The organism is Gammaproteobacteria bacterium, assembly GCA_015709615.1.
Lineage (GTDB): Bacteria > Pseudomonadota > Gammaproteobacteria > Burkholderiales > Nitrosomonadaceae > Nitrosomonas.
In genome coordinates this window covers 2,198,502-2,221,232 of the sequence record CP054179.1, presented here as the reverse complement: position 1 = coordinate 2,221,232, position 22,731 = coordinate 2,198,502, and the positions used below count along the sequence as shown (strand labels likewise).

Sequence of the window (22,731 nt, the reverse complement as noted above, 5' to 3'; positions counted from 1 at the left end):
ATCATCTCTATTGCTACAAATAGTATCAACTATAGCCTCTCCCAGTCGCAAGAGCATTGAAATTGGATATCACGGTAGCAATAGATTGCATGGGGGGTGATCATGGCCCCCATGTAACGGTTCCATCCGCGCTTGACTATTTACATCAGGATCCTGAAGCCAATATTATTCTGGTCGGTATTCCCGATGCCATCGAAGCCGAGTTGCGCGCGGCCAAATCCGAATTCGGTCCGAGAATCCGCCTGCATCCGGCCAGTGAAGTGGTCGGTATGGACGAGTCACCGGCAACCGCTTTGCGTGGCAAAAAAGACTCCTCCATGCGGGTTTCTGTTAACCTCGTCAAAACTGGCGAGGCGCAAGCCTGTATCAGCGCCGGAAATACCGGCGCATTGCTGGCCACCTCCCGGTTTGTCTTAAAAACGATCCCAGGCGTCGATCGCCCGGCACTGGCGGTGATATTACCGACCAGCACCGGCCACACCTATGTATTGGACTTGGGCGCCAACGTCGATTGTACGGCGGAGCATTTGTTCCAATTCGGCATCATGGGTGCATCCTTGGTGTCTTCCGTGGAGAATAAAGCATCCCCCAGCGTCGGCTTGCTCAACGTCGGTGAAGAAGAAATCAAAGGCAATGAAATTGTCAAGCAGGCAGCCGAGTTATTGCGCAATAGCGGGCTAAATTTTTATGGCAACGTGGAAGGCAACGATATTTACAGAGGAACGACGGATGTCGTGGTATGCGACGGCTTTGTCGGCAACATCACGCTCAAAACCTCGGAAGGCTTGGCGCAAATGCTGGCCACTTACTTGCGCGAGGAATTCAAACGCAATCTGTTGACAAAAATGGCCGGTGTGATTGCCATGCCGGTTATCAATTCTTTCAAGCGCCGGGTCGACCATCGGCGTTATAATGGCGCAAGTTTTCTGGGATTACGCGGCATTGTGATTAAAAGCCACGGCTCCGCCGACAAATACGCTTTCGGTTTCGCCATCAAGCGCGCCGCCGATGAGGTACGCGGCGGAATGTTGCGGCGTATTAGCGAGCGGGTCGCCGAATTTTCCCGTCATGCTCAAACTTCTTCTAAAGAAATAACACGATAATGTACTCAAGGATCACTGGAACAGGTAGCTATTTACCGGAGAAGATTCTCACCAACGCAGACCTGGAACGCATGGTGGATACCAGTGATGAATGGATCCGCACGCGCACCGGCATTACGCAGCGGCATATCGCCCGGGAAGATCAAGTGGCCAGCGATCTGGCGTTGCATGCATGCCGGAATGCCATGCAAGCAGCTGGCGTCACCAGCCAAGACATCGACCTGATCATTGTCGCCACCACCACGCCAGACATGATTTTTCCAAGCACGGCCTGTATTTTACAAAACAAACTGGGCATCGAAAATTGTCCGGCCTTTGACGTGCAAGCGGTCTGTAGCGGTTTTGTTTATGCGCTCGCCACCGCTGATATGTTTGTCAGTTCCGGTAAGTGCCGTAATGCGCTGGTGGTGGGCAGCGAAATCTATTCCAAGATACTGGACTGGAACGATCGCAGCACCTGTGTTCTATTCGGTGACGGCGCAGGTGCCGTGGTGCTTTCGCAAAGCGATCGGCCCGGCATTTTATCGAGCCATCTGCACGCCAGCGGCAGCCACAGCAATATTCTCTCCGCACCGGGATTTATCAGCGGCGGGAAAGTGCAAGGCACACCGTACATCAATATGGAAGGCAACGCCGTTTTCAAGTTTGCCGTCAAAGTCCTGGAAGAAGTCGTACAGGAAGCGGTGGCAAAAAACAATCTGCAATCCACCGATATCGACTGGCTGATCCCGCATCAGGCCAATATCCGGATTATCCAATCGACCGCCAAGAAACTTGGATTGCCGATGGACAAAGTGGTCGTGGCCGTGGACAAGCATGGCAACACCTCCGCCGCTTCGATTCCGCTCGCATTGGACATCGCCGTACGCGACGGACGTATTCAGCGCGATCAATTGATTTTATTGGAAGGTGTCGGTGGCGGGTTTACATGGGGAGCAGTCTTACTGCGCTGGTAATTTATGAAATTTGCATTGGTATTTCCCGGTCAAGGGTCACAATCGGTCGGCATGATGAATGGATACGCCGATTTACCCGTCATTCAACAAACCTTCCAAGAAGCATCGGATATTCTGAAGCAGGATCTCTGGGCCATGGTCAGTAACGGGTCCGCGGATGATCTCAATCTCACCATCAATACGCAGCCGCTGATGCTAACCGCGGGAATAGCGGTGTATCGCGCTTGGACTGATCTTGGCGGCGGAAAACCGGCACTGATGGCTGGGCATAGCCTGGGTGAATATACCGCGCTGGTCGCATCCGAAGCACTGAGTTTCGCCGATGCCTTGGCATTGGTGCGTTTTCGCGCACAAGCCATGCAACAAGCCGTTCCGGAAGGTGTCGGCGGGATGGCGGCGATACTGGGATTGAATGATGACATCGTGGCAGCGATCTGCCGCGACATCACCAGTCAGAATACTGAAGAATCGCTCGAACCGGCCAATTACAATTCCCCCGGACAGATCGTCATTGCCGGGCACAAGAATGCCATTTTACGCGGCATCGAAACGGCCAAGGCGCAAGGCGCGAAACGGGCCATCATGTTACCGATGAGCATCCCATCGCATTGCTCGTTGATGCAACCGGCGGCTGACAAGATGAAACAACAACTGCAGCAAGTTGCGCTGCAATCGCCCAAAATTCCGGTTTTGCATAATGCTGACGTGAAAACACATAGCGATGCCGCGGACATCAAAGAAATTCTCGTGCGCCAGCTTACCGCTCCGGTGCGCTGGGTGGATACCATCAAAGCATTCGCCGCTTCCGGTATCACCCATGTTATTGAATGCGGACCGGGAAAAGTATTGGCCGGACTGAACAAACGCATCGATCAAAACCTGCAACAATTGTCGCTGGCCGATAGTGAAGCCATCCGGCAAGCCATTAATAATTCTTGGATATAGCATTACAATGAATACTCGCAGCATACGATCATGGCTCATTTTATGGAGATATGATTTTGGAAAATAGAATAGCTTTAGTCACCGGCGCCAGCCGGGGTATCGGGCAAGCCATCGCACTCAAACTGGGTCAATCGGGTGCCATCGTCATCGGGACAGCAACCACGGAAAACGGCGCCAGCTCGATCAACCAATATCTGGAAAAGGCCGGCATCAAAGGCATGGGTATCGCTTTAAACGTAAACGATACCGAACAGATCAACCACGCCATGCAAACCGTACGGGAAAAATTCGGTGAGGTGGAAATACTGGTTAACAACGCCGGAATCACGCGGGATAACTTATTGGTTCGCATGAAAGACGAGGAATGGGATACCATTCTGGAAACCGATTTAAAATCGGTATTCCGGTTAAGCCGCGCAGTCCTCCGCGCCATGATGAAAGCCCGTTACGGCCGCATCATCAATATATCCTCCGTGGTCGGCGCCATGGGTAATCTCGGGCAAGCCAATTATGCCGCCGCCAAAGCCGGCATGTTCGGCTTTAGTAAATCGTTGGCTCGTGAAGTAGGCAGTCGCAATATAACCGTTAACTGCATTGCGCCCGGTTTCATTGACACCGATATGACCCGGGCTCTGGCCGATGAATTTCAACAAAACTTGATTCAGCATGTCCCCTTGGGAAGGTTGGGACGTCCGGAAGAAGTCGCCTCAGCGGTAGCGTTTCTGGCCTCATCCGTGGCAGGTTATATCACCGGCACAACGCTACACGTGAATGGCGGTATGTATATGGATTAATATCGAGATTCGGCATCGATACCATCGAGATTGCCAAAACTCATTAATCACAAAACAATCACAGAAAGTTTTTTATAATGCGCCACCTAACTAAATGTTTAAAGTCAGTGCGATTTCTATCAGCAGTTATGTTTTGGTTTTGCTGACATGCAAAATTTGTTAGAATGGCACGCATTTTTCTTACCTGAAAAGGAAATACCTAGATGGAAAATATTGAGCAGCGTATTAAAAAAATTGTAGCTGAACAACTTGGTGTCAATGAAGCAGAAGTCAAAAACGAATCATCTTTCGTCAATGATCTGGGAGCGGACTCGCTCGATACGGTTGAATTGGTCATGGCATTGGAAGAAGAATTCGAATGCGAAATCCCCGACGAGCAAGCTGAAAAAATAAATACCGTTCAGGAAGCGATTGATTACGTCACCGCTCACACCAGCGCCAGTTAATACTTTGTTTTTCAAGAATAAGTAAGCGGAGTTATTTTGTCCAAACGCAAGGTAGTCGTTACCGGATTGGGTATCGTGTCGCCTGTCGGCAGCACGGTATCCAGCGCATGGGAAAGCATCGTAGCAGGAAAATCCGGCATTACCCGGATAACCCGTTTTGATGCATCGAGTTTTGCTTCACAAATAGCAGGTGAAGTAAAAGATTTCGATGTACAGCAATATCTATCGGCAAAAGAAGCGCGCCGCATGGACGTTTTTATCCATTACGGCATGGCTGCGGCGATTCAAGCCGTCAAAGACGCCGGTATCGATGATATTTCCCATCTCGATGCGGAAAAAATAGGTGTCAATATCGGCTCGGGCATCGGCGGTTTGCCGATGATCGAGAATACCGATACCGCGTATCACGCAGGCGGGCCGCGCAAAATATCCCCGTTCTTCATCCCTAGCACGATCATCAACATGATCGCGGGTAATTTATCCATCATGTACGGTTACAAAGGCCCCAACATTGCGATTGTGACCGCTTGTACCACAGCCACGCACAGCATTGGCTACTCAGCCCGCATGATCGAATACGGCGACGCCGATGTGATGGTGTGCGGCGGCGCGGAATCCTGCGTAACGCCGCTTGCTATCGGCGGATTCGCCGCTGCCAAGGCTTTATCCGTAAACAACGACAATCCGGAGTCTGCAAGCCGCCCTTGGGATGTGGACCGGGATGGTTTTATTCTGGGCGAAGGCGCCGGTGTTTTGGTGCTGGAAGAACTGGAACATGCCAAGCGCCGTGGCGCAAAAATTTATGCCGAATTGGCCGGTTTCGGCATGAGCGCGGATGCCTTTCATATGACCGCACCGTGCGATGACGGTGAAGGTGCGGCACGCTGCATGAGCAATGCACTCAAAAATGCCGGTATAAACACAACCGAAGTTGATTACGTCAATGCACACGGCACTTCCACCCCATTGGGCGATATCGCCGAAACCATTGCGGTAAAACGTTGCTTCGGCGATCACGCCGGCAAACTTACGGTCAGCTCGACGAAATCGATGACCGGACACTTGCTGGGTGCCGCTGGCGGTGTTGAAGCGATTTTCTCCGTGCTCGCCATCCATCATTGTATTGCCCCGCCAACAATCAATCTCGTCAACCAAGATCCGCAGTGCGATCTGGATTTCATTCCCAATACCGCAAGAGACATGAACATCAAAGTTGCGCTTTCCAACTCCTTCGGTTTTGGAGGGACTAACGGAACACTCGTTTTCCGTAGTGTATAACCCTCCACCGGTGGCGCATGCACACGCTGAAACGCCTCTTATTCTACGCTTTTTTCTCAACCATCCTGGCCATCGGATGGTTTTATCTTCATGTGCATTCCAGTATTACACTGCCAGTCAAACCGTATGAATTTTCCATCCAGCACGGCAGCAACCTGAAGCAAGTCGCGCAGCAACTGGCCGACACCGGTGTAATTCACAGCAAATGGTCATTGATCGTGCTGGCGCGTTATCTGAATCTGGAATCCGCCGTCAAAGCCGGGGATTATTTGCTGACCGAGAACATCACCCAGATCGCGTTGCTGAACTATCTGACCAAAGGGGATGCCAAGCAGAGTGAAATCAGAATTGTTGAAGGTTCGACCTTTGCACAACTAAAAAAAATGCTCGTCGAGCACCCGGCCATACAAAACCGTACCGCCGGGTTGAGCGATCAAGAAATCCTGCATTTGATTGGCGCAACGGAAACCGCTGCCGAAGGATTATTTTTCCCCGATACGTATTTTTTTGTCAGGGACAGCAGCGATATCGAAATCCTGCAACGCGCCTATCGCACCCTGCAAAATCACCTGCAGACGAGCTGGGAGTCGCGTGCGCAATCTTTGCCGCTGGCTTCGCCTTATGAAGCACTCATTTTGGCTTCCATTATCGAGAAAGAAACCGGTGTGGAAAGCGATCGCGCCGAAATAGCCGGGGTATTCATCAACCGGCTACGTAAAGGCATGCGTCTGCAAACGGATCCCACTATCATTTACGGCCTGGGTGAGCAATTTGACGGCAATCTGCGCAAGCAGGATTTGCTTGCCGACCAGGAATACAACACTTATACTCGCGCAGGTTTACCGCCCACCCCGATCGCCTTGCCCAGTTTAGCGTCCATTCGCGCGGCGTTGAATCCGGCTGAAACGGATGCGTTGTATTTTGTGGCAAAAGGCAATGGGGAATCCCAGTTTTCCACGAATCTGACAGATCATAATAAAGCGGTTAATAAATACCAGAAGCAGCAAAAATAAAACCATGCCGCAAACCATCACCTCTCACTGCTAATGCGCGCAACTACATGACCCAATTTTCCATTGTAGTGCCCACATTGAATGAAGCCGGAAATATCGATTCACTGTTAACCCATTTACTCGCCGTCGACTTCGGTGCGGATAGTTTTGAAATTATTTTCGTCGACGACGGCTCGGCAGATGGCACGCCGGATAAAGTGCGCGCCTGGAAGAACCGGGCTAACGTCCATCTGATCGAACGGCGCGAAAAACCGGATCTTACCGCCTCGATTCTGGCCGGTGTAGCAACAGCCCGCAGCGAAGTCATCGTCGTCATGGACGCTGATTTGAGTCACTCGCCGGAACATTTGCCGGCGGTTGTCACTCCGGTATTGCACGGCCATTATGATGTCGCTATCGGCAGCCGCTATGTTCAAGGCGGCGGCACGGAAAACTGGCCGTGGCACCGGCGGCTGCTGTCGCGTGCCGGTGGCTGGATCGCCCGTCCGCTATGCGACGTGAACGATGCCACTTCCGGTTTCTTCGCATTCCGCCGCGAACTGGCGGCGAGCATTTCCAATCAAGCGCATGGCTATAAGATTTTGCTCGAATTGCTGATGGCCAACCAAGGTAAATTGCGTGTCACCGAAGTGCCGATCTGTTTCCGTGATCGCACTCAGGGCGCATCGAAATTATCGCTGTCTCACCAGCAAGCCTATATTCAACGCCTGATCACGTTGGCCGGCGGCACAGCCACGCTGAATACCGCCGGACGTTTTGCTCTGGTCGGGTTATCCGGCGCGTTGATCGACGCTTTTATTTTCCACTGGATGATCAGCCGCGATGCCGGGCTGGCGCTAGCGCACTTCGTCAGTTTTTTTGTCGCCGCGGTCACCAACTACACGTTGAACTCCAAGTGGTCGTTCCGCGAACATCATGCGGGCTATCTCAAATGGCACCAGTTCGGCCGTTTTCTGACGGTCGGCGCGCTGGCGCTGCTATTGCGCGGCGGCGTTTTGGCCTTGCTGGTTTATGTTTGGCATGTGCCACCCATGCTGGCGATTTTTCCCGCCATTGTGGTCACCGCCGCGGTGAATTACCTCGGCTCGGCCTTTTATGTATTTCCTAGCGAAAAGGATCTGCCTTCATTGGAAATACGCTGGCGCACTGCGGCAATCGGCATTGTGCTCTTTGCCATCATGTTGCGTCTGGTATATTCCGGCCTGGCGCAACTCATACCGGACGAAGCGTATTACTGGCAGTATGCCCAGCACATGGATCTCAGTTTCTACGATCACCCGCCCATGGTCGCTTGGTTAGTCTGGTTCGGCACTTCCCTTCTCGGGCACAATGAATTCGGCGTGCGTATCGGCGCACTGCTGTGCGGCCTGATCACGATGGGGTATTTATACGGACTGGCGCAAAACCTGTATGACAAATCCACGGCGATGCGCACCTTGCTGTTACTGGTGATTCTGCCGCTGGGGTTTGGCTCCGGTTTGCTGATGACCCCCGACGCACCATTGATTGCCGCTTGGGCCGCCACACTGTATTACATGGAACGTGCGCTGCTTGCCGGCCGGCGCGCGGCATGGCTAGGCGCGGGAATCGCCTTCGGCGCCGGATTACTATCCGAATATACCATCGGGCTACTGGGTATCGCGGCGTTTATTTTTATCATTTCGGATCCGGCGGCACGGCACTGGATGAAACGCCCGCACCCTTACCTAGCCGTACTATCGGCGCTGGCGCTTTTTTCACCGGTGCTGATCTGGAACTACGAAAATGATTGGGCATCGTTTGTTTTTCAATTCAATCGACTGGTGAACGTCCGCCATCACTTCGCCGTTCATCACTTGATTTTTCATATCCTGGTATTACTGACTCCAATCGGCTTTGCGGCGGCGATACTTGCGCTGCTTCCGGTCAAGCGGTCCGAGAACCGGAAATTTGAACGCAGACGCCAGTTATTTGTGCAGATTTTTACCGCCGTCCCCTTTTTCTTTTTTCTCGCCGTCAGCGCTTTTGACGCACCGCACTTTCATTGGACCATCCCGCTCTGGCTCGCGGTTCTGCCCGCTATCGCCTGGATGATCGGACAAACCGGCCAGGTCAGCACGTTCGCCAAACGTATTCAAGCCAGCTGGCGGCTAACCATCATTACTTGCATCTTTGCTTACGCTTTTGTGCTGCACTATGTGGTGTTGGGAATACCGGGCATTCCCTATCATTTATTCACGGAACATTATTTCTGGCGGGAAACGGCCCATGAAATCAAGCAAATTGCCGCGGAAGTAAAGCGACAGACAGACCAGGATCCCATTATTGTCGGCATGAGCAAATGGGCTGTCGCCAGCGCGCTCTATTTTTATACCCATGGCGATCAATTGGATATCCGCTCACGCAATATGTTTGGCGATAGCGGCGCCATGTACGAATACTGGCTGCCATCGCAAGAACCTTCCGTTCGCCCGATTATCCAGGTCGGCATGAAGCGCCGTCATTTGGAAAAAATCCGCTCAAGAACCACCAACGTCAACCCCATGCTCGACAATCCCGGTTCCATCGAATACCGCGTTATCGAACGCTACGGCACACCGGTGCGGCGCGTCTATTATCGGATTTCGCAGGGATTCAAGGGTGCCAGTTGAGCTTCCCTAGCAGCGCGAGAATTCGGTATTTCACTTGATTTCATAAGCAGCGATCTGCCACGCGTCATCTTGCGCTTTCGTCAGCGTGATCGTCTCCAGTGCCAGACCTTTTTCCGAAAACGTCGTATAAAACTGCAATACGACATAGTCCCCATCGGGTAATCCCGATAACGATTTCGTCGAACCGGCGGTGGCGATATAGCGCGCGCTCATCGCGCCACGCGCTGTCCTGATGGCGGTAATCGATTTGACCCATGCCGCTTCGGATGTTTTTTCCTTGAATAGCGTTGAGGCGTTTTCCCAGCTCTCTTGATAGTTTCCGCTATCGATTAAGCCAAGCCAGGCGCGCGCGCTGCTTTCCACTTTCTCAAGGATATTGCCCTCTTGCGCATGCACGGCGCTGACACAAAAAAGCAGCAATAACAGTACAATCAATCGTTTCATCGTTGCATACCTCGTCAGTAAAGTTTCCGGAACATGCCGTCAGTCATGCGGAAAAAAACTTCCCGTGATCCAAATCGACGCAATGCCCAGTAAAATCAATGTCACCTGCTGAATCGTCGCATGAATTTCCGGGCGTTTGTGCAATCCCGGAATCAAGTCCGACATCGCCACATAGATCATGCTGGCAGAAGCGATCGCCAGTAGCGGCTGCACCAGGAAATTCATGTTATGTAACATGAAATAAGCCAATACTCCGCCCACCAGCGTAGCAAAGCTGGACAGCAGGTTCAGCAGAAACGCCATGCGGCGGGTATAACCCGAGTTCAGCAGAATAATAAAATCCCCCGCTTCCTGCGGGATTTCATGCGCGATAATCGCGATCGATGTCACGATACCCAATTGCACATCCACCATGAAAGCCGCCGCGATCAAGATGCCGTCGACAAAATTATGAAAGGTATCGCCCACTATGATCATAATCCCGCTGCGGCCGTGATCATGGGCATGGTGACTACTTGAAGAAGGAATTGCGGCTGCCGGAGCATCATGCGTGTGCGTCAGATCGTGCGCTTCGCAATCTTCCAAATGACAATGACGCCACAAGACCAGTTTTTCTAGGATAAAAAAAACCAGAATACCGAGCAACACGATGCCGGTGATCTGCGCCGGATTGTCGGAAAGTTCAAGCGCTTCCGGCAACGTATTCAGGAAAGCGGCGCCGAGCAATGCGCCAATGGCGTACGACACCAGCATGGCAAGCCACGACACCCGGGCATTGAGCGCCAGTATTGCGGCAAATAGCAAACTCAGCACCCCTCCCAGCAAGCTGGCGGTTATGATCCAGGTAAGCGTCGACATAGAACCGATGACAAAAGAAAGGCCGGATTATACGCTGTTACAGCGTAATAAATTAATCAGTTAATGAATTTATTCGAGCCAGATTAACGCCGCCATTCGCCCGGTCTCGCCATCGCGGCGGTACGAAAAGAAACGCGCCGGATCGCTATAAGTGCAAACGCCGCCGCCGTAAATTTCCGTTATACCGCAACTGTTCAATCGTTGCCGTGCTAGCAGAAAAATATCCGCCAGCCATTTTTCCCCCCGCCCGCTTTCTCTGGATTTGAAAGCCTGCGAGGCTTGCGCGTCATTCCGCACAAAAGCGTCGTACACATCGCTGCCGACTTCAAAGTGATCCGGCCCGATGGCCGGTCCGAGCCACGCCATCAACCGGCCGCGATCGCCTTGCATCGCGACAACCGACCGCTCAATGATCCCGCCGGCCAGCCCGCGCCATCCGGCATGTACAATGCCCACCGCGGTTCCTGCTTTGTCACACAGAAACACCGGCAAACAATCGGCCACCATAACGGCGCACACCGTGCCTTGGGTGCGGCTCAGCACCGCATCGCCCTGCGGTGTTGTCGCTTCTGTCTCGTCGATCCAGATGGGCAAGGTGCCGTGCACTTGTTTCAACCATTTCGGCTCGTTCGGCAAATGGTAGCGCAATAGCGCGCGATTGCGGGTCACGTGCGCCGGATCATCATTGACATGCGCCCCCAGATTCAATGAAGCGTAAACGCCGTTCATCCCGCTGCTGATACCGCCGCTGCGAGTGGTAAACAATGCCTTGACATTGGCAGGAGCCGGCCAATCGGGAATTATCCAATCATGCATAGGAATCGATCAATCATTTAAAATCGCCGTGAGTGCGCCACTTGCTTCCCCGGCAAACATAAAACGCTTATCTTAACCAACCAATTAGGACGAAGAAAAGATATTTCTGAGTTAAAATATCGGCCATGAAAAGTAACCATCCATCGTCCATGCCAAGTGCATGGATCCGTTTATTCCGTAATTAAATCCCGGAAATCGATTACAACAACACGAGCCCGATATAGGTATCACCGATGAATTATATAAAAAACTTTGTAAATTTTACGCATGCATTCATTATTCTTCCAGCTATAGCCGCCATGCTGATCGTCTCTGCCGCCAGCGCCGCTGCCACTGCCGATGATGAAGCCGAATTCCTTAAAGCGGCATTCTCCGGACAACCGGAAAACCTCAAGCAGTTGCTGGACAAGGGAGTCAACGTCAATTATCAGAATGACAAGGGATTCAGCGCGCTGATCGTCGCCTCGCAATACGGTCACGCCGATAACGTCAATTTGCTGCTGGAAAGAAATGCCGATGTCAATCTGAAAAACGCCGGTGGCGCTACCGCGCTGATCATCGCCGCCAAAAACGGCCATGCCGCTGTGGTCAACGCATTGCTGGCAAAAGGCGCGCAGATTAATGTGCAGACAACGGACGGCATCAGCGCGTTGATGCTGGCGATCCAGAAGGGACATGAAGGCATTGTCGACACGCTGCTGGAAAAAGGCGCGGACATTCATTTACAAACGCAGGACAAGCTCACTGCCCTGATCATCGCCGCGATGGACGGCAGAACCGGTACCGTCGGCAAATTGCTGGAAAAGGGCGCAAAAATCGACGCGCAAGCCGCCGACAATACCACTGCGTTGTACATGGCGGCCAGGAACGGCCATACTGAGATTGTCAAAATGCTGCTGGCACAGAATGCGCCGGTTGACTTGATCGCGATCAACGATACCACACCGCTTTTCATCGCCGCGCAAAACGGCCACATCGAAATTGTCAATGCACTGCTGGAAAAAGGCGCCAAAGTGGATGTACAAGACAAAAATAGCGCAACCCCGCTCACGCTCGCGGCGCTGATCGGTCACACCGATGTGGTCAAGGCGCTGCTCAAGCACGGCGCCAAAGTCGATCACCGCGCGACCAACGGATTCACGCCGCTGATTCTGGCAGCGCAAAACGGCCATACGGCCGTCATTGACGTATTGCTGGAAAACGGCGCAAAAATCGACCTGCAAAACGAAGATGGCATAACCGCTTTGATGTGGGCCGCATTGCACGATCATGCCGATACCGTGAAAACACTGCTGGCCAAAGGCGCCAACCCGAGAATCAAAAGCAAAACCGAGAAAACCGCGGCTGAAATAGCCAAGGATCCGGCCATCATCGAAATATTGCAAGCCGCCGTCAAATAATTCATTCCCGCTGCTGCAATGTCACTGCATAGCCATCAGTCGCGCAACAGACCTCTGGTGTTCGCGCATCGCGGCGCAAACCGGGAAGCCTTTGAAAATACCCGTGGCGCTTTCGATAAAGCGCTGGCGTATGCCATCGACGGCATCGAAACCGACGTGCAATTGAGCCGGGATGAAATTACCGTACTTTGGCACGATCGCTTCCTGAATAAAATCGGCTTAGACGGCAAACACATCGACGATTTCGATTATCATCAGCTTAAAACATTGATCCACCCGGAATCGGACAGTGAAGGCTTGATGACGTTGCAGGATTTTCTCGCCGCTTACCGCGCCCGCTGCCGTTTGCTGATCGAAGTCAAAAATCGCGGCTGGGAAGTGGTTTCCCGTCATCAATTGAAAATCCGCCAGACGCTGGATCTGATCGGTCAGAACCCGGAGCAGCGCATCATGGTCTCGTCTTTCAATTTGGCCAGTCTCGAATACGCGCATCAATACCAGCCCGGATTCCCGCTGATCTACAATTTTGAAACCGACCAAACCTTCGCGGACGCGCAATCACTGTTCAGCACTCATGCGTTCTTGCACGGACTTTGTTTGCCGATTGAAAATTTGGATCACGAGATGGTTGAGCTGTTACGTGAACAAAGCAAGTGTGTCGCGGTTTATACCTGTAACAGCGAAGCGGAAATCACCAAAGCCTTGCAACTGGGCGTCGATATCCTCATCAGCGACTTGCCGCAACTGGCGTTGACGCTGCGCGGCCGATGAAACGGGATTTCGCGGCGTTACAACATCAACCCTTCGATCTTTTGGTATGCGGCGGCGGCATCTACGGCGCCTGGACCGCGTATGACGCCGCGCTGCGCGGTCTGAGCGTCGCCATTGTCGAACAAAACGACTGGGCCGACGCTACTTCATCCGCGTCCAGCAAACTGATTCACGGCGGGCTGCGCTATCTGGAAACGTACGATTTCAAACTGGTCGGCAAATCACTGAAAGAACGCACCCTGCTGCTGCATAACGCGCCGCACCGTGTCTGGCCGCTGCGGTTTGGCGTGCCGGTGTATGCGCAGCAGCGCCTCAACCGTCTGCAACTGAAACTGGGATTGACACTGTACGATTTTCTGGCGCACGCCCCGGAACCCGGCATGCAGCATCGCTATTTCAATGCGGAACAATTCACCGCGCATTTCCCGGTACTCGCCGAAGCATCCTTGAAAGGCGGCTTCACCTACGCCGATGCGCAAACCGACGATGCGCGCCTGGTGCTTGAACTTATCGCCGGTGCGCAGCAAGCCGGAGCGCACTGCGTCAATTACTGCAAGCTGGAGCAGCTATTGGAAACCGGCGGTAAAGCGAGCGGTGCAATCGTGCGCGATCAATTGACGCAAAGCGAACTGGAAATCCACGCCAAGCAGATCGTTTTCACCACCGGCCAGTGGCTGGCAGAAGAACCACCCAGCCGCGACTGGTGCCGTCTGGCCAAAGGCGTTCATCTGCTGATGCCCGCCGTGCTCAATGATGAAGCCTTGCTGCTGACCGCGCAATCGGACGGCCGGGTGTTTTTCATGATCCCCTGGTATGGCTTGACGCTGCTCGGCACCACCGATACCGATTTCACGGGTGATGTTGACACGGTTCGCGCCGATGACAGCGATATCGATTATCTGCTGGCCGCTGCCAACGGTTATCTAAAAACGCCGTGGACCAAAGCCGATATCATCGGCCGTTTTGCCGGTGTACGGGTTTTTAAACAATCATCAAAAACAACCGCTTCCGGTTCACCTTCCGCCGTCAGCCGCGATTGGGAATTGAAAACCGCCGCCAACGGCGCGCACTACGCCATCGGTGGAAAAATCACCTCATCGCGCCAGGATGCCGCCTGCATCGTCGACGCGGTATGCGCTCAGTTAGATGTTTCGCAGCCTTGCGCCACTGAACACAACCGTTTCCCGTGGGCGCCGCAAGAAGCGTTTCCGGCATGGTTTGCAGCGATGCTAAACCGCGCGGGACAACTGAGCATTGATATTGACAGTGCAAAATGGCTGATCCGCCGCCACGGCACGCAAGTGGATGGAATTTTCCGCATCATCGAAGCTGACCGCAGTTTGGCGCAGCGCATCGTTCCAGCACTGCCTTTTATAGCCGCTGATCTGTTGCACTGCGCAACGAACGAAATGGTCGTTCATCTTGACGATCTCTTACGCCGCCGCCTGCCGTTGCTGATTCTCACGCGCTTGACGCAGGAACAGTTACAGCGGATCGCTTTGCAAGTTGCCGCCGCATTGCAGTGGGATGATAGGGGCGTGTTGGATGAAATGGAGCGTTGCGCACCATGGATCATGCACTGATTGCCGCAATTGCGCTCGACTTAGGCAGCACGTCGATCAAAGCCGCGCTGATGGACCGGCAGGGAAATCTTCACGATATCGTCTCCCGGCCTGCGCCCGCAATCGACAGTCATGATGGGCGGTACGAAAGCGATGCCATGGAATACGCGCGCATCGCCGCGCAAGTTTTGCAAACTTGCATGAAAGAAACCGCCGAAAAACCGCCGCTAGGACTGTGCAGTCAGCGTTCGTCTTTTCTGATTTGGGACAAAGCCAGCGGCGAACCGGTTACGCCGTTGATTTCCTGGCAAGATAACCGCGGCGCACGCTGTTACGAACGTTTGCACGGATCAGTGGAAAGCTTGTGCACGCTGACCGGATTGCGGTTGACGCCCTATTATTTCGCCCCCAAGCTCAGCGTATTGTTGCAGGAAAATCCGGCATGGCGCGAAAAACTGATCCAAGGCGAATGGCTGACTGGCACATTGGATACTTTTCTGATCTGGCGCTGGACGAACGGCAAGCATTTCGTCACCGACGCTTCGATGGCCGCGCGCACGCTGCTGATGGATATTCACTGCCAGCAATGGTCGGACACTTTATGTCATCTGTTCGGCATCCCCCAGGAAATTTTGCCGAACATCAAACCTTCCGCCGGATTGAATGTGCTGCTGGAAAATGGTTTGACGCTGCAAGCCAGCGCCGGCGATCAATCGGCTGCGCTGATCGCCAGCTTGGCGGATGACGCTTGTGAAGCTTTGGTCAATCTCGGCACCGGCGGTTTCGTGATCCGTTCACTTGCCGCGGATACACCAGTATCCGGCGGTTACTTGCAAACTTTGGTCTATCAAAACGAAAACCGGCAAACGCGATTCGCCGTCGAAGGCACGATCAATTCCATCGCTACCGCGCTTGCACCACATCCGGTCAAGGATTGCGCTGTTGAAGATCTCGCGCAAAACGATATTTTTTGTCTGGCCGAACCCAGCGGTTTAGGCGCGCCGTATTTCCGCAGCGATTGGGGCATACACTTTTCCGCATCGGCAGCGGAGCTGAGCGAACAACAAATTGCCGCATTGCTGCTGGAAGCGATTATTTTCCGCGTGGCGCGCATCCTGGAAGATTTTCACCAGCACTCGCCGCTAAGCCGGGTTTATCTGTCGGGCGGTTTGTCGAGCCTTCCCTGCTTGCAGCAAGGCATCGCCCAATGTGTACCGTTACCGGTCTTTCACTTGCCGCAAAAGGAAACTAGCCTGCAAGGCGCAGCGCTGCTTGCTTGCGGACTCAAAATATCCGGTCAGCGGGAAACGCAAGCGATAGAAATCAACCTCGCAAATACCGTGCTCGTGAAAAAATATCAGAGGTGGAAAATCTGGCTCGATGCGTTATTGGCAGCATCAAACAATTAACTTTAAAAAGGTTACCCGCGCAAATTATCAATCCTGTAGAATCCGCGTTGCAAATTTTGACTCGATTCGTTTTTCTATACAATTTGATAAGAATTCATTGCATAACCGCATGATATCCCATGCATAACTGGCAACAATCAGTGCCAGTTATGGTAATTGACATCTTTAACACTAAAAAAGGAAATCTTATGGCAACCAATATACCCGGCTATACCTACGGTACCGCTGCCGTTGCGAAATCTCCCGTATCGATGGACGATTTCGCCAAACTGAAACAAGCTTCACTGTTCGGCGATGACGATGTGCGCTATTTGAAAATGTCGCACGATGTGCTGAAAGATCAAGTCGAGCAAATTCTCGACGTGTGGTACGGTTTTGTCGGTTCGACACCGTTCCTGCTGCACTACTTCACTAACGCAGCCGACGGTCAACCCAACATGGACTACCTCGGCGGCGTGCGCAAACGTTTCGGTCAATGGATTCTGGATACCGCCAACGCGGAATACAATCAGGACTGGTTGAACTATCAACACGAAATCGGTTTGCGCCACCACACCACCAAGAAAAATACCACCGACAACGTGAAATGCGTACCGATCATTCATGTGCATTACATTTTCGCTCTGCTGATTCCAATCACGACGACATTACGTCCGTTCCTGGAAAAAGGCGGCCATTCCCGTGACGACGTGGATCGCATGCAAGACGCATGGCGCAAATCCGTGCTGATGCAAGTGATTCTGTGGTCACAGCCTTACATCAAACAAGGCGAGTTCTAATTTCGCAACGGAGAGCGGTTTTCCGCTCTCCTTCTTCATTTGCACCCTTCCGGTAACACCATCGACTCATGCATCTTTCGATCGTCATCCCCGCTTTTAACGAAGAACTGTTGATCCTGGATTGTCTGAATTCCATCCAAGAATCGGTCAGCGCCAACCGGAAACCCGGTTTTACCCATGAAATCATTGTCGTGAATAACAATTCCACCGACAAAACCGCGCAATTGGCCCTACAAGCCGGAGCAAAAGTCGTATTCGAGCCGGTCAACCAGATCGGCCGTGCGCGCAATACCGGTGCGGCAGCCGCCACTGGCGACTGGCTGCTGTTCGTCGATGCCGACAGCTTGTTGAATCCCGGCATGGTCGCCGACATTCTGCAAATGATTGAATCGGGTAAATATGTCGGTTGCGGCAGTGTCATGCATATGCCCGATCTGCCGTGGTGGGGGAACGCTGCCATGCAGCTTTGGACGCTGTTTTCCGTCACATTCCGCTGGGCATCCGGCGCATTGGTGGTATGCCGCAGCGACGCGTTTCGCGATGTCGGCGGATTTAACCAGGAAATGTTCGCCGCCGACGAAATCGACTTGAGCGAACTGCTGAAAAAATGGGGACGCAAACGCGATTTGAAGTTCACCATCCTAACCCGTCATCCGCTGGTCACGTCACCACGAAAAGTCAAACTCTACACCGGCTGGGAAATCGCCGGACAATTCTTCAGCGTCATGTTCAGTCCGCGCAAGACACTGCTGGATAAGAAAAAACTGCCGATTTGGTACGATGGACGGCGATAATCCATTTACCCAAACATAACCATCGCCATCAAACTGATGGATTTGCACTGAATACAATCAATCGCAGCGGTTTCTTTTATCTTTCAAAACCAGGATTAGGAAAACGCTGATTAATTGACTGCACAAACGAATCGCTTCGTTGCGCGGTACTCACGCCTTTGTCTATCTTTTTGATAAATATCAGTTACTGCGTCCCGTGCGTCTATCGCCTCATCTCGTCCGCCGAATTAATCAGCGTTCCCTTAGCAATCGAACCCGTCAGCAATACTTTCGGTGTGACTTTTCTCACAGCCAGCTTATCCTAGCTTATTTAGACTATAACCATTAGTTCAATATGACTATAGGCAGTGTTCATAAATTCAATTAGACTGCGCACCATTTTCAGTAGTTAGAGAACATTACGTTGAGCTAAATTTTAAAAAAATTTAGCTCTTTTTTTATCCACCAAGAGGAGCAAATTGATGCACAACAGAAACATAGCGAGATTAACGATAATCTCCGCATTATTTATCATGCTGGCTGCGCCGGTATTCGCCAAAGACGATCATGATGGTCGTGGCCGCGATCATGATGGCAATCGCTTACCGAATATGTTCAGTTCGGAAAACAGTCATGGTAAAGATGCCACATTCAGCAGCGCGGGCTTTATCGATCTTGACAACCCGTTTTTCAAAAGCATCGGAACGAACGGCCGTAGTTGCGCTTCCTGCCATGCGCCCGACCAAGGCTGGACAATCACACCGAAGGTGGTAAAGAAACTCTTCGATAAAACCAAAGGCCTGGATCCGCTTTTCCGCTTGGTAGACGGTGCCAATTCCCCGCTTGCTGATGTAACGACCGTTGACAAGCGCCGCTCCGCCTACAGCATGTTGCTTAAGAAAGCCAATATCCGCGTGGGAATCGGCATTCCCAGCGGCGCCGAATTTGAATTGATCGAAGTCGATGATCCTTACGGCTTCGCCAGCGAAACCGAGTTGTCGCTATTCCGCCGCCCGATGCCGACGACCAATCTGAAGTTTCTCAGCGCCGTCATGTGGGACGGTCGCGAAACAACACTGCAACCGGGTTCCAGTGATTGTATTTATGGTACGTCCACGTGTTTCTCACCGGTATCGTTTGATTTGGGAACGCAAGCCAATCACGCCACCTTGGGTCACGCGGAAGCACTGCGCGATCTGACCGATGAAGAGCGTGATGCGATCGTCGCATTCGAATCCGGATTATTTACTGCGCAAATTGAAGATAATGAAGCTGGTGAACTCACGGTAGAGAAAGCGTCCGGCGGTCCTAAAGCGCTCACTAAGCAGAAATATTACTTCGGCATCAACGATACATTGGTTGGCGATTATCAAACCCATGAGCCATTCAATCCCAACGTAATGTCGCTCTACGACAGCTGGAACCGGTTCAAAGCGAATAAACCGTCGCACGGCACCAAAAGCGCACGCGCGGCCATCGCCCGCGGTCAAGCATTGTTCAATACCAAGCCGATCGCCATCAAGGGCGTAAAAGGCATTAACGATGATTTGGGTGTCAGCGAATTGGCCGGAACCTGCACGACATGCCATAACGCACCGAACTCGGGCAATCACTCAACACCGATGCCGCTCGACATCGGCGTTGCCGATGCATCGCGCCGCACACCGGATATGCCGCTGTATACTTTGAAAAACAAAACGACCGGCGAAATCGTCAAAACCACCGACCCGGGTCGTGCATTGCTCACCGGTAAATGGAAGGACATCGGTCGCTTCAAAGGACCGATCCTGCGCGCGGTCGCTTCCCGTCCGCCTTACTTCCATGACGGCTCCGCGCCGGATTTACAATCCGTCGTCGAGTTTTACAATACTCGCTTCAATATCGGCCTGACCGAAAGCGAAAAAGCGGATCTCGTCGCTTTCCTGGCGGCGTTGTAAAACACAGTCGCTAACCTAACGGCAAACTGGGGGTCAATTTATTCCTGACTAGATAAATTGACCCCTCATAAATTCTCCACCCCCCTGCAGCGCAGCAAGTATTTCTCGAACTCGATCAACAGAAACAGCAGCAAGCTGACAGCAACAATATGTCCCCACGCTGCGGCATCCAGTGCCGTGGTGCCAAACAGCTCCTGCATGGCAGGCCAATACGTCAACAGTAACTGCAGCAGCAGCAGCAAACCGGCTGCCAGCAACACATAGCGATTCCCCAGCAAACCCTGGCGTGTACACACGGGTGCAATTAGATAGCGGCAATTGAATAAATAAGCGATTTCACATAGCACCAACACATTCACGACCACGGTACGGCCAAATTCAACACTCGATCCTTGCGCCAATTCCCAGAAATACAAAGTAAAACTGCCGCCGATCATGAGCAGCGTGACAAACGCGATACGCCACACCAGCAAGCCTGACAATACCGGCGCATGCGGATCGTGCGGCGGGCGCGTCATCACGCTCATTTCAGGGCGCTCAAACGACAGCGAAATCGCCAATGTCACCGTCGTCACCATATTGATCCATAAAATTTGCAACGGCGTGATCGGCAGCGCCATTCCCAGCATGATCGCCAGAATCAGCAAACCGGCCTCGCCGCCGTTGGTCGGCAGCACATACACCATTGTTTTGCGGATATTATCGTAAACCGTACGGCCCTCTTCCACGGCGTGCGCAATCGACGCAAAGTTGTCGTCCATCAATACCATCTCAGCCGCTTCCTTGGCCACCTCGGTACCTTTCTGTCCCATCGCCACGCCGATATCGGCACGCTTTAACGCCGGCGCGTCATTCACACCATCACCGGTCATGGCGACAATTTCACCACTTGCTTGCAGCGCGGTTACCAGACGCAACTTATGCCCTGGATCAGCTCGGGCGAAAACATCGACATCCGCAACCGCCTGCCGCAGTTGTGCATCATCCAAATTATCCAGTTCGATTCCTGACAGCGCACGCCGCCCATCGCCGATACCGAGACTTGCGCCGATTGCGCAGGCAGTGATGCGATGATCGCCGGTAATCATTTTGACGCCAATGCCCGCGGCATGACATTGCTGGACAGCGGCAATGGCTTCGTCGCGCGGCGGATCCATAATGCCCACCATGCCAAGCAAGGTTAAGCCCATTTCCACATCGGAAAAATCCACTGTCTGCTGCCGGTCCGGTATCACCCGGCTGGCAATCGCCAGCACGCGCCGCCCGGTTTCACTCGCTTCGCGTATTCCGGCATGCCAGAAATCAAGCTGAAGCAAGTGATCTTCACCTTGGCTGCGCTGATAATTGCACATCGTCAGGACCTTCTCCGGCGCACCTTTGACATAAATGACGCTATGCCCGGCCGGACTGTGATGCAGTGTTGCCATAAAGCGATGTTCCGATTCGAAGGGAATGACGTCTATGCGCGGCAGCGTTTCACGCTCCCGGCCGGGATCGAGCGTCGCCTTCATAGCCATTGTAACCAGCGCGGCTTCGGTAGGATCGCCGTGAATTTCCCAGGTATCGCCGCGCTGATGCAATATGGCATCATTGCACAGCAATCCGGCCCGGCAAAGTTCCTGCAAATCGGGGTGATCGGCAACCTGGATACGCTCCTCATCCCGGCTGAAACCGCCTTGCGGCGCGTATCCCACACCACTCACCTGCCATCGATCGTCCGCGGTCATTACGCGCTGCGCGGTCATTTCGTTGCGTGTCAGCGTTCCGGTTTTGTCGGTGCAAATGACCGTCACGGCGCCTAGGGCTTCCACCGCCGGAAGTCTGCGCACAATGGCATTGCGCCGCGCCATATTCTGCACCCCCAGCGCCAATGTGATCGTCATGATGGCGGGTAATTCTTCCGGTATGGCCGCAATCGCCATACTGACCGCGGCCAGGAAAATTTCGTTGAGCGGATAGTCTTGCCACAACCAGCCATAGAAAAAAATACCGGTTGCCAGCGATAACACCACCAGCGTCAGCCAGCGGCCAAAAACCGCCATTTGCCGCAGCAACGGCGAAGCCAATTTGTCGACTTGCGCGATCATCTGACTGATGCGGCCAATCTCGGTCTGCTGACCGGTGGCGACCACCACGCCCGAGCCTTGGCCATACACCACCAGCGTGCCGGAATAAGCCATGCAACGCCGGTCGCCGATGGCCGTCGCGACCTCAACCGCATCAAGGGATTTTTCAACGGCTTCCGATTCTCCGGTCAATGCCGCTTCCTCGATACGCAAGTTCTTGCAGTTGAGTAAGCGCAAATCGGCAGGCACTTTGTCGCCGGATTGCAGCATAACGATATCGCCCGGCACCAATTGCTCCGCGGCAAGTTGTATGCGCTGCCCATCGCGCAACACCATTGCGTTGAGCGATAGCATGCGGCGGATCGCGTTGAGCGCTTTTTCCGCCTTGCCCTCTTGCACGAAACCGATGACGGCGTTGATCACCACCACGCCCAGTATCACGCCACTATCGACCCAATGTCCAAGAAATGCTGTCAGTATGGACGAAACCAGCAGGATATAAATCAGCATATTATGAAATTGCAATAAAAACCGCATCACGGCACTCTTCGATTGCGGTGGTTTTAAGCGATTTGCGCCGCAGCGTGCCAGACGCTCCTCCGCCTCAGTGGTGGATAATCCGGCATCTCCGCTAACCAACACATTTCTCACCTGCTGCGCGGACAAGCTATGCCATGGCGGTGCCGGGTTAGCTGCTAAATCTTGCTCATGCGACATAAGCGTCACCTTTGATAAAAATTATCCGATCGCC

The 22,731-nt window shown here is 53.0% G+C and carries 19 protein-coding genes; 15 read left to right on the top strand and 4 right to left on the bottom strand.

The window, feature by feature from the left end; all coding sequences use genetic code 11:
- Positions 1–62 precede the first annotated feature (62 nt).
- From plsX to HRU77_10635, 8 genes are all read left to right on the top strand, one after another.
- On the top strand, positions 63–1,103 hold the full coding sequence (plsX, locus tag HRU77_10670; GenBank protein QOJ22141.1) for a phosphate acyltransferase PlsX: 1,041 nt from the start codon (positions 63–65) through the stop codon (positions 1,101–1,103).
- Complete coding sequence (locus HRU77_10665; protein ID QOJ21113.1) at positions 1,103–2,059, top strand: ketoacyl-ACP synthase III; 957 nt, start codon at positions 1,103–1,105, stop codon at positions 2,057–2,059. The genes plsX and HRU77_10665 overlap by 1 nt, the downstream gene beginning before the upstream one ends.
- 3 nt (positions 2,060–2,062) lie before the next feature.
- The gene (gene fabD, locus HRU77_10660; protein ID QOJ21112.1) at positions 2,063–3,004 is read left to right on the top strand and encodes an ACP S-malonyltransferase; all 942 of its coding nucleotides are present in this window, start codon (positions 2,063–2,065) and stop codon (positions 3,002–3,004) included.
- A 50-nt stretch (positions 3,005–3,054) separates the two neighbouring features.
- On the top strand, positions 3,055–3,798 hold the full coding sequence (gene fabG, locus HRU77_10655) for a 3-oxoacyl-ACP reductase FabG (protein QOJ21111.1): 744 nt from the start codon (positions 3,055–3,057) through the stop codon (positions 3,796–3,798).
- Positions 3,799–4,001: 203 nt separating this feature from the next.
- On the top strand, positions 4,002–4,244 hold the full coding sequence (acpP, locus tag HRU77_10650; protein QOJ21110.1) for an acyl carrier protein: 243 nt from the start codon (positions 4,002–4,004) through the stop codon (positions 4,242–4,244).
- 36 nt (positions 4,245–4,280) lie between these two features.
- Positions 4,281–5,522 (top strand): beta-ketoacyl-ACP synthase II, encoded by a 1,242-nt coding sequence (fabF, locus tag HRU77_10645; GenBank protein ID QOJ21109.1) that lies wholly within the window; start codon positions 4,281–4,283, stop codon positions 5,520–5,522.
- A gap of 17 nt (positions 5,523–5,539) precedes the next feature.
- Entirely contained in the window at positions 5,540–6,535 is a 996-nt protein-coding gene (mltG, locus tag HRU77_10640) for an endolytic transglycosylase MltG (GenBank protein QOJ21108.1), read from the top strand.
- Between the two features lie 47 nt (positions 6,536–6,582).
- Positions 6,583–9,165, top strand: a complete 2,583-nt coding sequence (locus HRU77_10635; GenBank protein ID QOJ21107.1) for a glycosyltransferase family 39 protein — start codon at positions 6,583–6,585, stop codon at positions 9,163–9,165.
- Positions 9,166–9,195: 30 nt separating this feature from the next.
- Here HRU77_10635 and HRU77_10630 read toward each other — a convergent pair whose 3' ends face one another.
- The 3 genes from HRU77_10630 to pgeF form a co-directional block, all read right to left on the bottom strand.
- Complete coding sequence (locus HRU77_10630; protein ID QOJ21106.1) at positions 9,196–9,609, bottom strand: DUF4019 domain-containing protein; 414 nt, start codon at positions 9,607–9,609, stop codon at positions 9,196–9,198.
- A gap of 39 nt (positions 9,610–9,648) precedes the next feature.
- On the bottom strand, positions 9,649–10,467 hold the full coding sequence (locus HRU77_10625) for a ZIP family metal transporter (protein QOJ21105.1): 819 nt from the start codon (positions 10,465–10,467) through the stop codon (positions 9,649–9,651).
- A gap of 69 nt (positions 10,468–10,536) precedes the next feature.
- Positions 10,537–11,283, bottom strand: a complete 747-nt coding sequence (pgeF, locus tag HRU77_10620; GenBank protein QOJ21104.1) for a peptidoglycan editing factor PgeF — start codon at positions 11,281–11,283, stop codon at positions 10,537–10,539.
- 233 nt (positions 11,284–11,516) lie between these two features.
- Between pgeF and HRU77_10615 the strand changes: the two genes are divergently transcribed.
- The 7 genes from HRU77_10615 (at position 11,517) to HRU77_10585 (ending at position 19,914) form a co-directional block, all read left to right on the top strand.
- Positions 11,517–12,683 (top strand): ankyrin repeat domain-containing protein, encoded by a 1,167-nt coding sequence (locus tag HRU77_10615; protein ID QOJ21103.1) that lies wholly within the window; start codon positions 11,517–11,519, stop codon positions 12,681–12,683.
- Between the two features lie 18 nt (positions 12,684–12,701).
- Positions 12,702–13,454 (top strand): glycerophosphodiester phosphodiesterase, encoded by a 753-nt coding sequence (locus HRU77_10610; GenBank protein ID QOJ21102.1) that lies wholly within the window; start codon positions 12,702–12,704, stop codon positions 13,452–13,454.
- The gene (locus HRU77_10605; GenBank protein QOJ21101.1) at positions 13,451–15,037 is read left to right on the top strand and encodes a glycerol-3-phosphate dehydrogenase/oxidase; all 1,587 of its coding nucleotides are present in this window, start codon (positions 13,451–13,453) and stop codon (positions 15,035–15,037) included. Before HRU77_10610 ends, HRU77_10605 begins: the two co-directional genes overlap by 4 nt.
- Positions 15,022–16,425 (top strand): carbohydrate kinase, encoded by a 1,404-nt coding sequence (locus tag HRU77_10600; GenBank protein ID QOJ21100.1) that lies wholly within the window; start codon positions 15,022–15,024, stop codon positions 16,423–16,425. Before HRU77_10605 ends, HRU77_10600 begins: the two co-directional genes overlap by 16 nt.
- Positions 16,426–16,613: 188 nt before the next feature.
- Complete coding sequence (locus HRU77_10595) at positions 16,614–17,204, top strand: protogloblin ApPgb (GenBank protein ID QOJ21099.1); 591 nt, start codon at positions 16,614–16,616, stop codon at positions 17,202–17,204.
- A 68-nt stretch (positions 17,205–17,272) separates the two neighbouring features.
- Positions 17,273–17,998, top strand: a complete 726-nt coding sequence (locus HRU77_10590) for a glycosyltransferase (GenBank protein ID QOJ21098.1) — start codon at positions 17,273–17,275, stop codon at positions 17,996–17,998.
- A 461-nt stretch (positions 17,999–18,459) separates the two neighbouring features.
- Entirely contained in the window at positions 18,460–19,914 is a 1,455-nt protein-coding gene (locus HRU77_10585; GenBank protein ID QOJ21097.1) for a hypothetical protein, read from the top strand.
- A gap of 65 nt (positions 19,915–19,979) precedes the next feature.
- Here HRU77_10585 and HRU77_10580 read toward each other — a convergent pair whose 3' ends face one another.
- Complete coding sequence (locus tag HRU77_10580; protein ID QOJ21096.1) at positions 19,980–22,697, bottom strand: cation-transporting P-type ATPase; 2,718 nt, start codon at positions 22,695–22,697, stop codon at positions 19,980–19,982.
- Positions 22,698–22,731 lie beyond the last annotated feature (34 nt).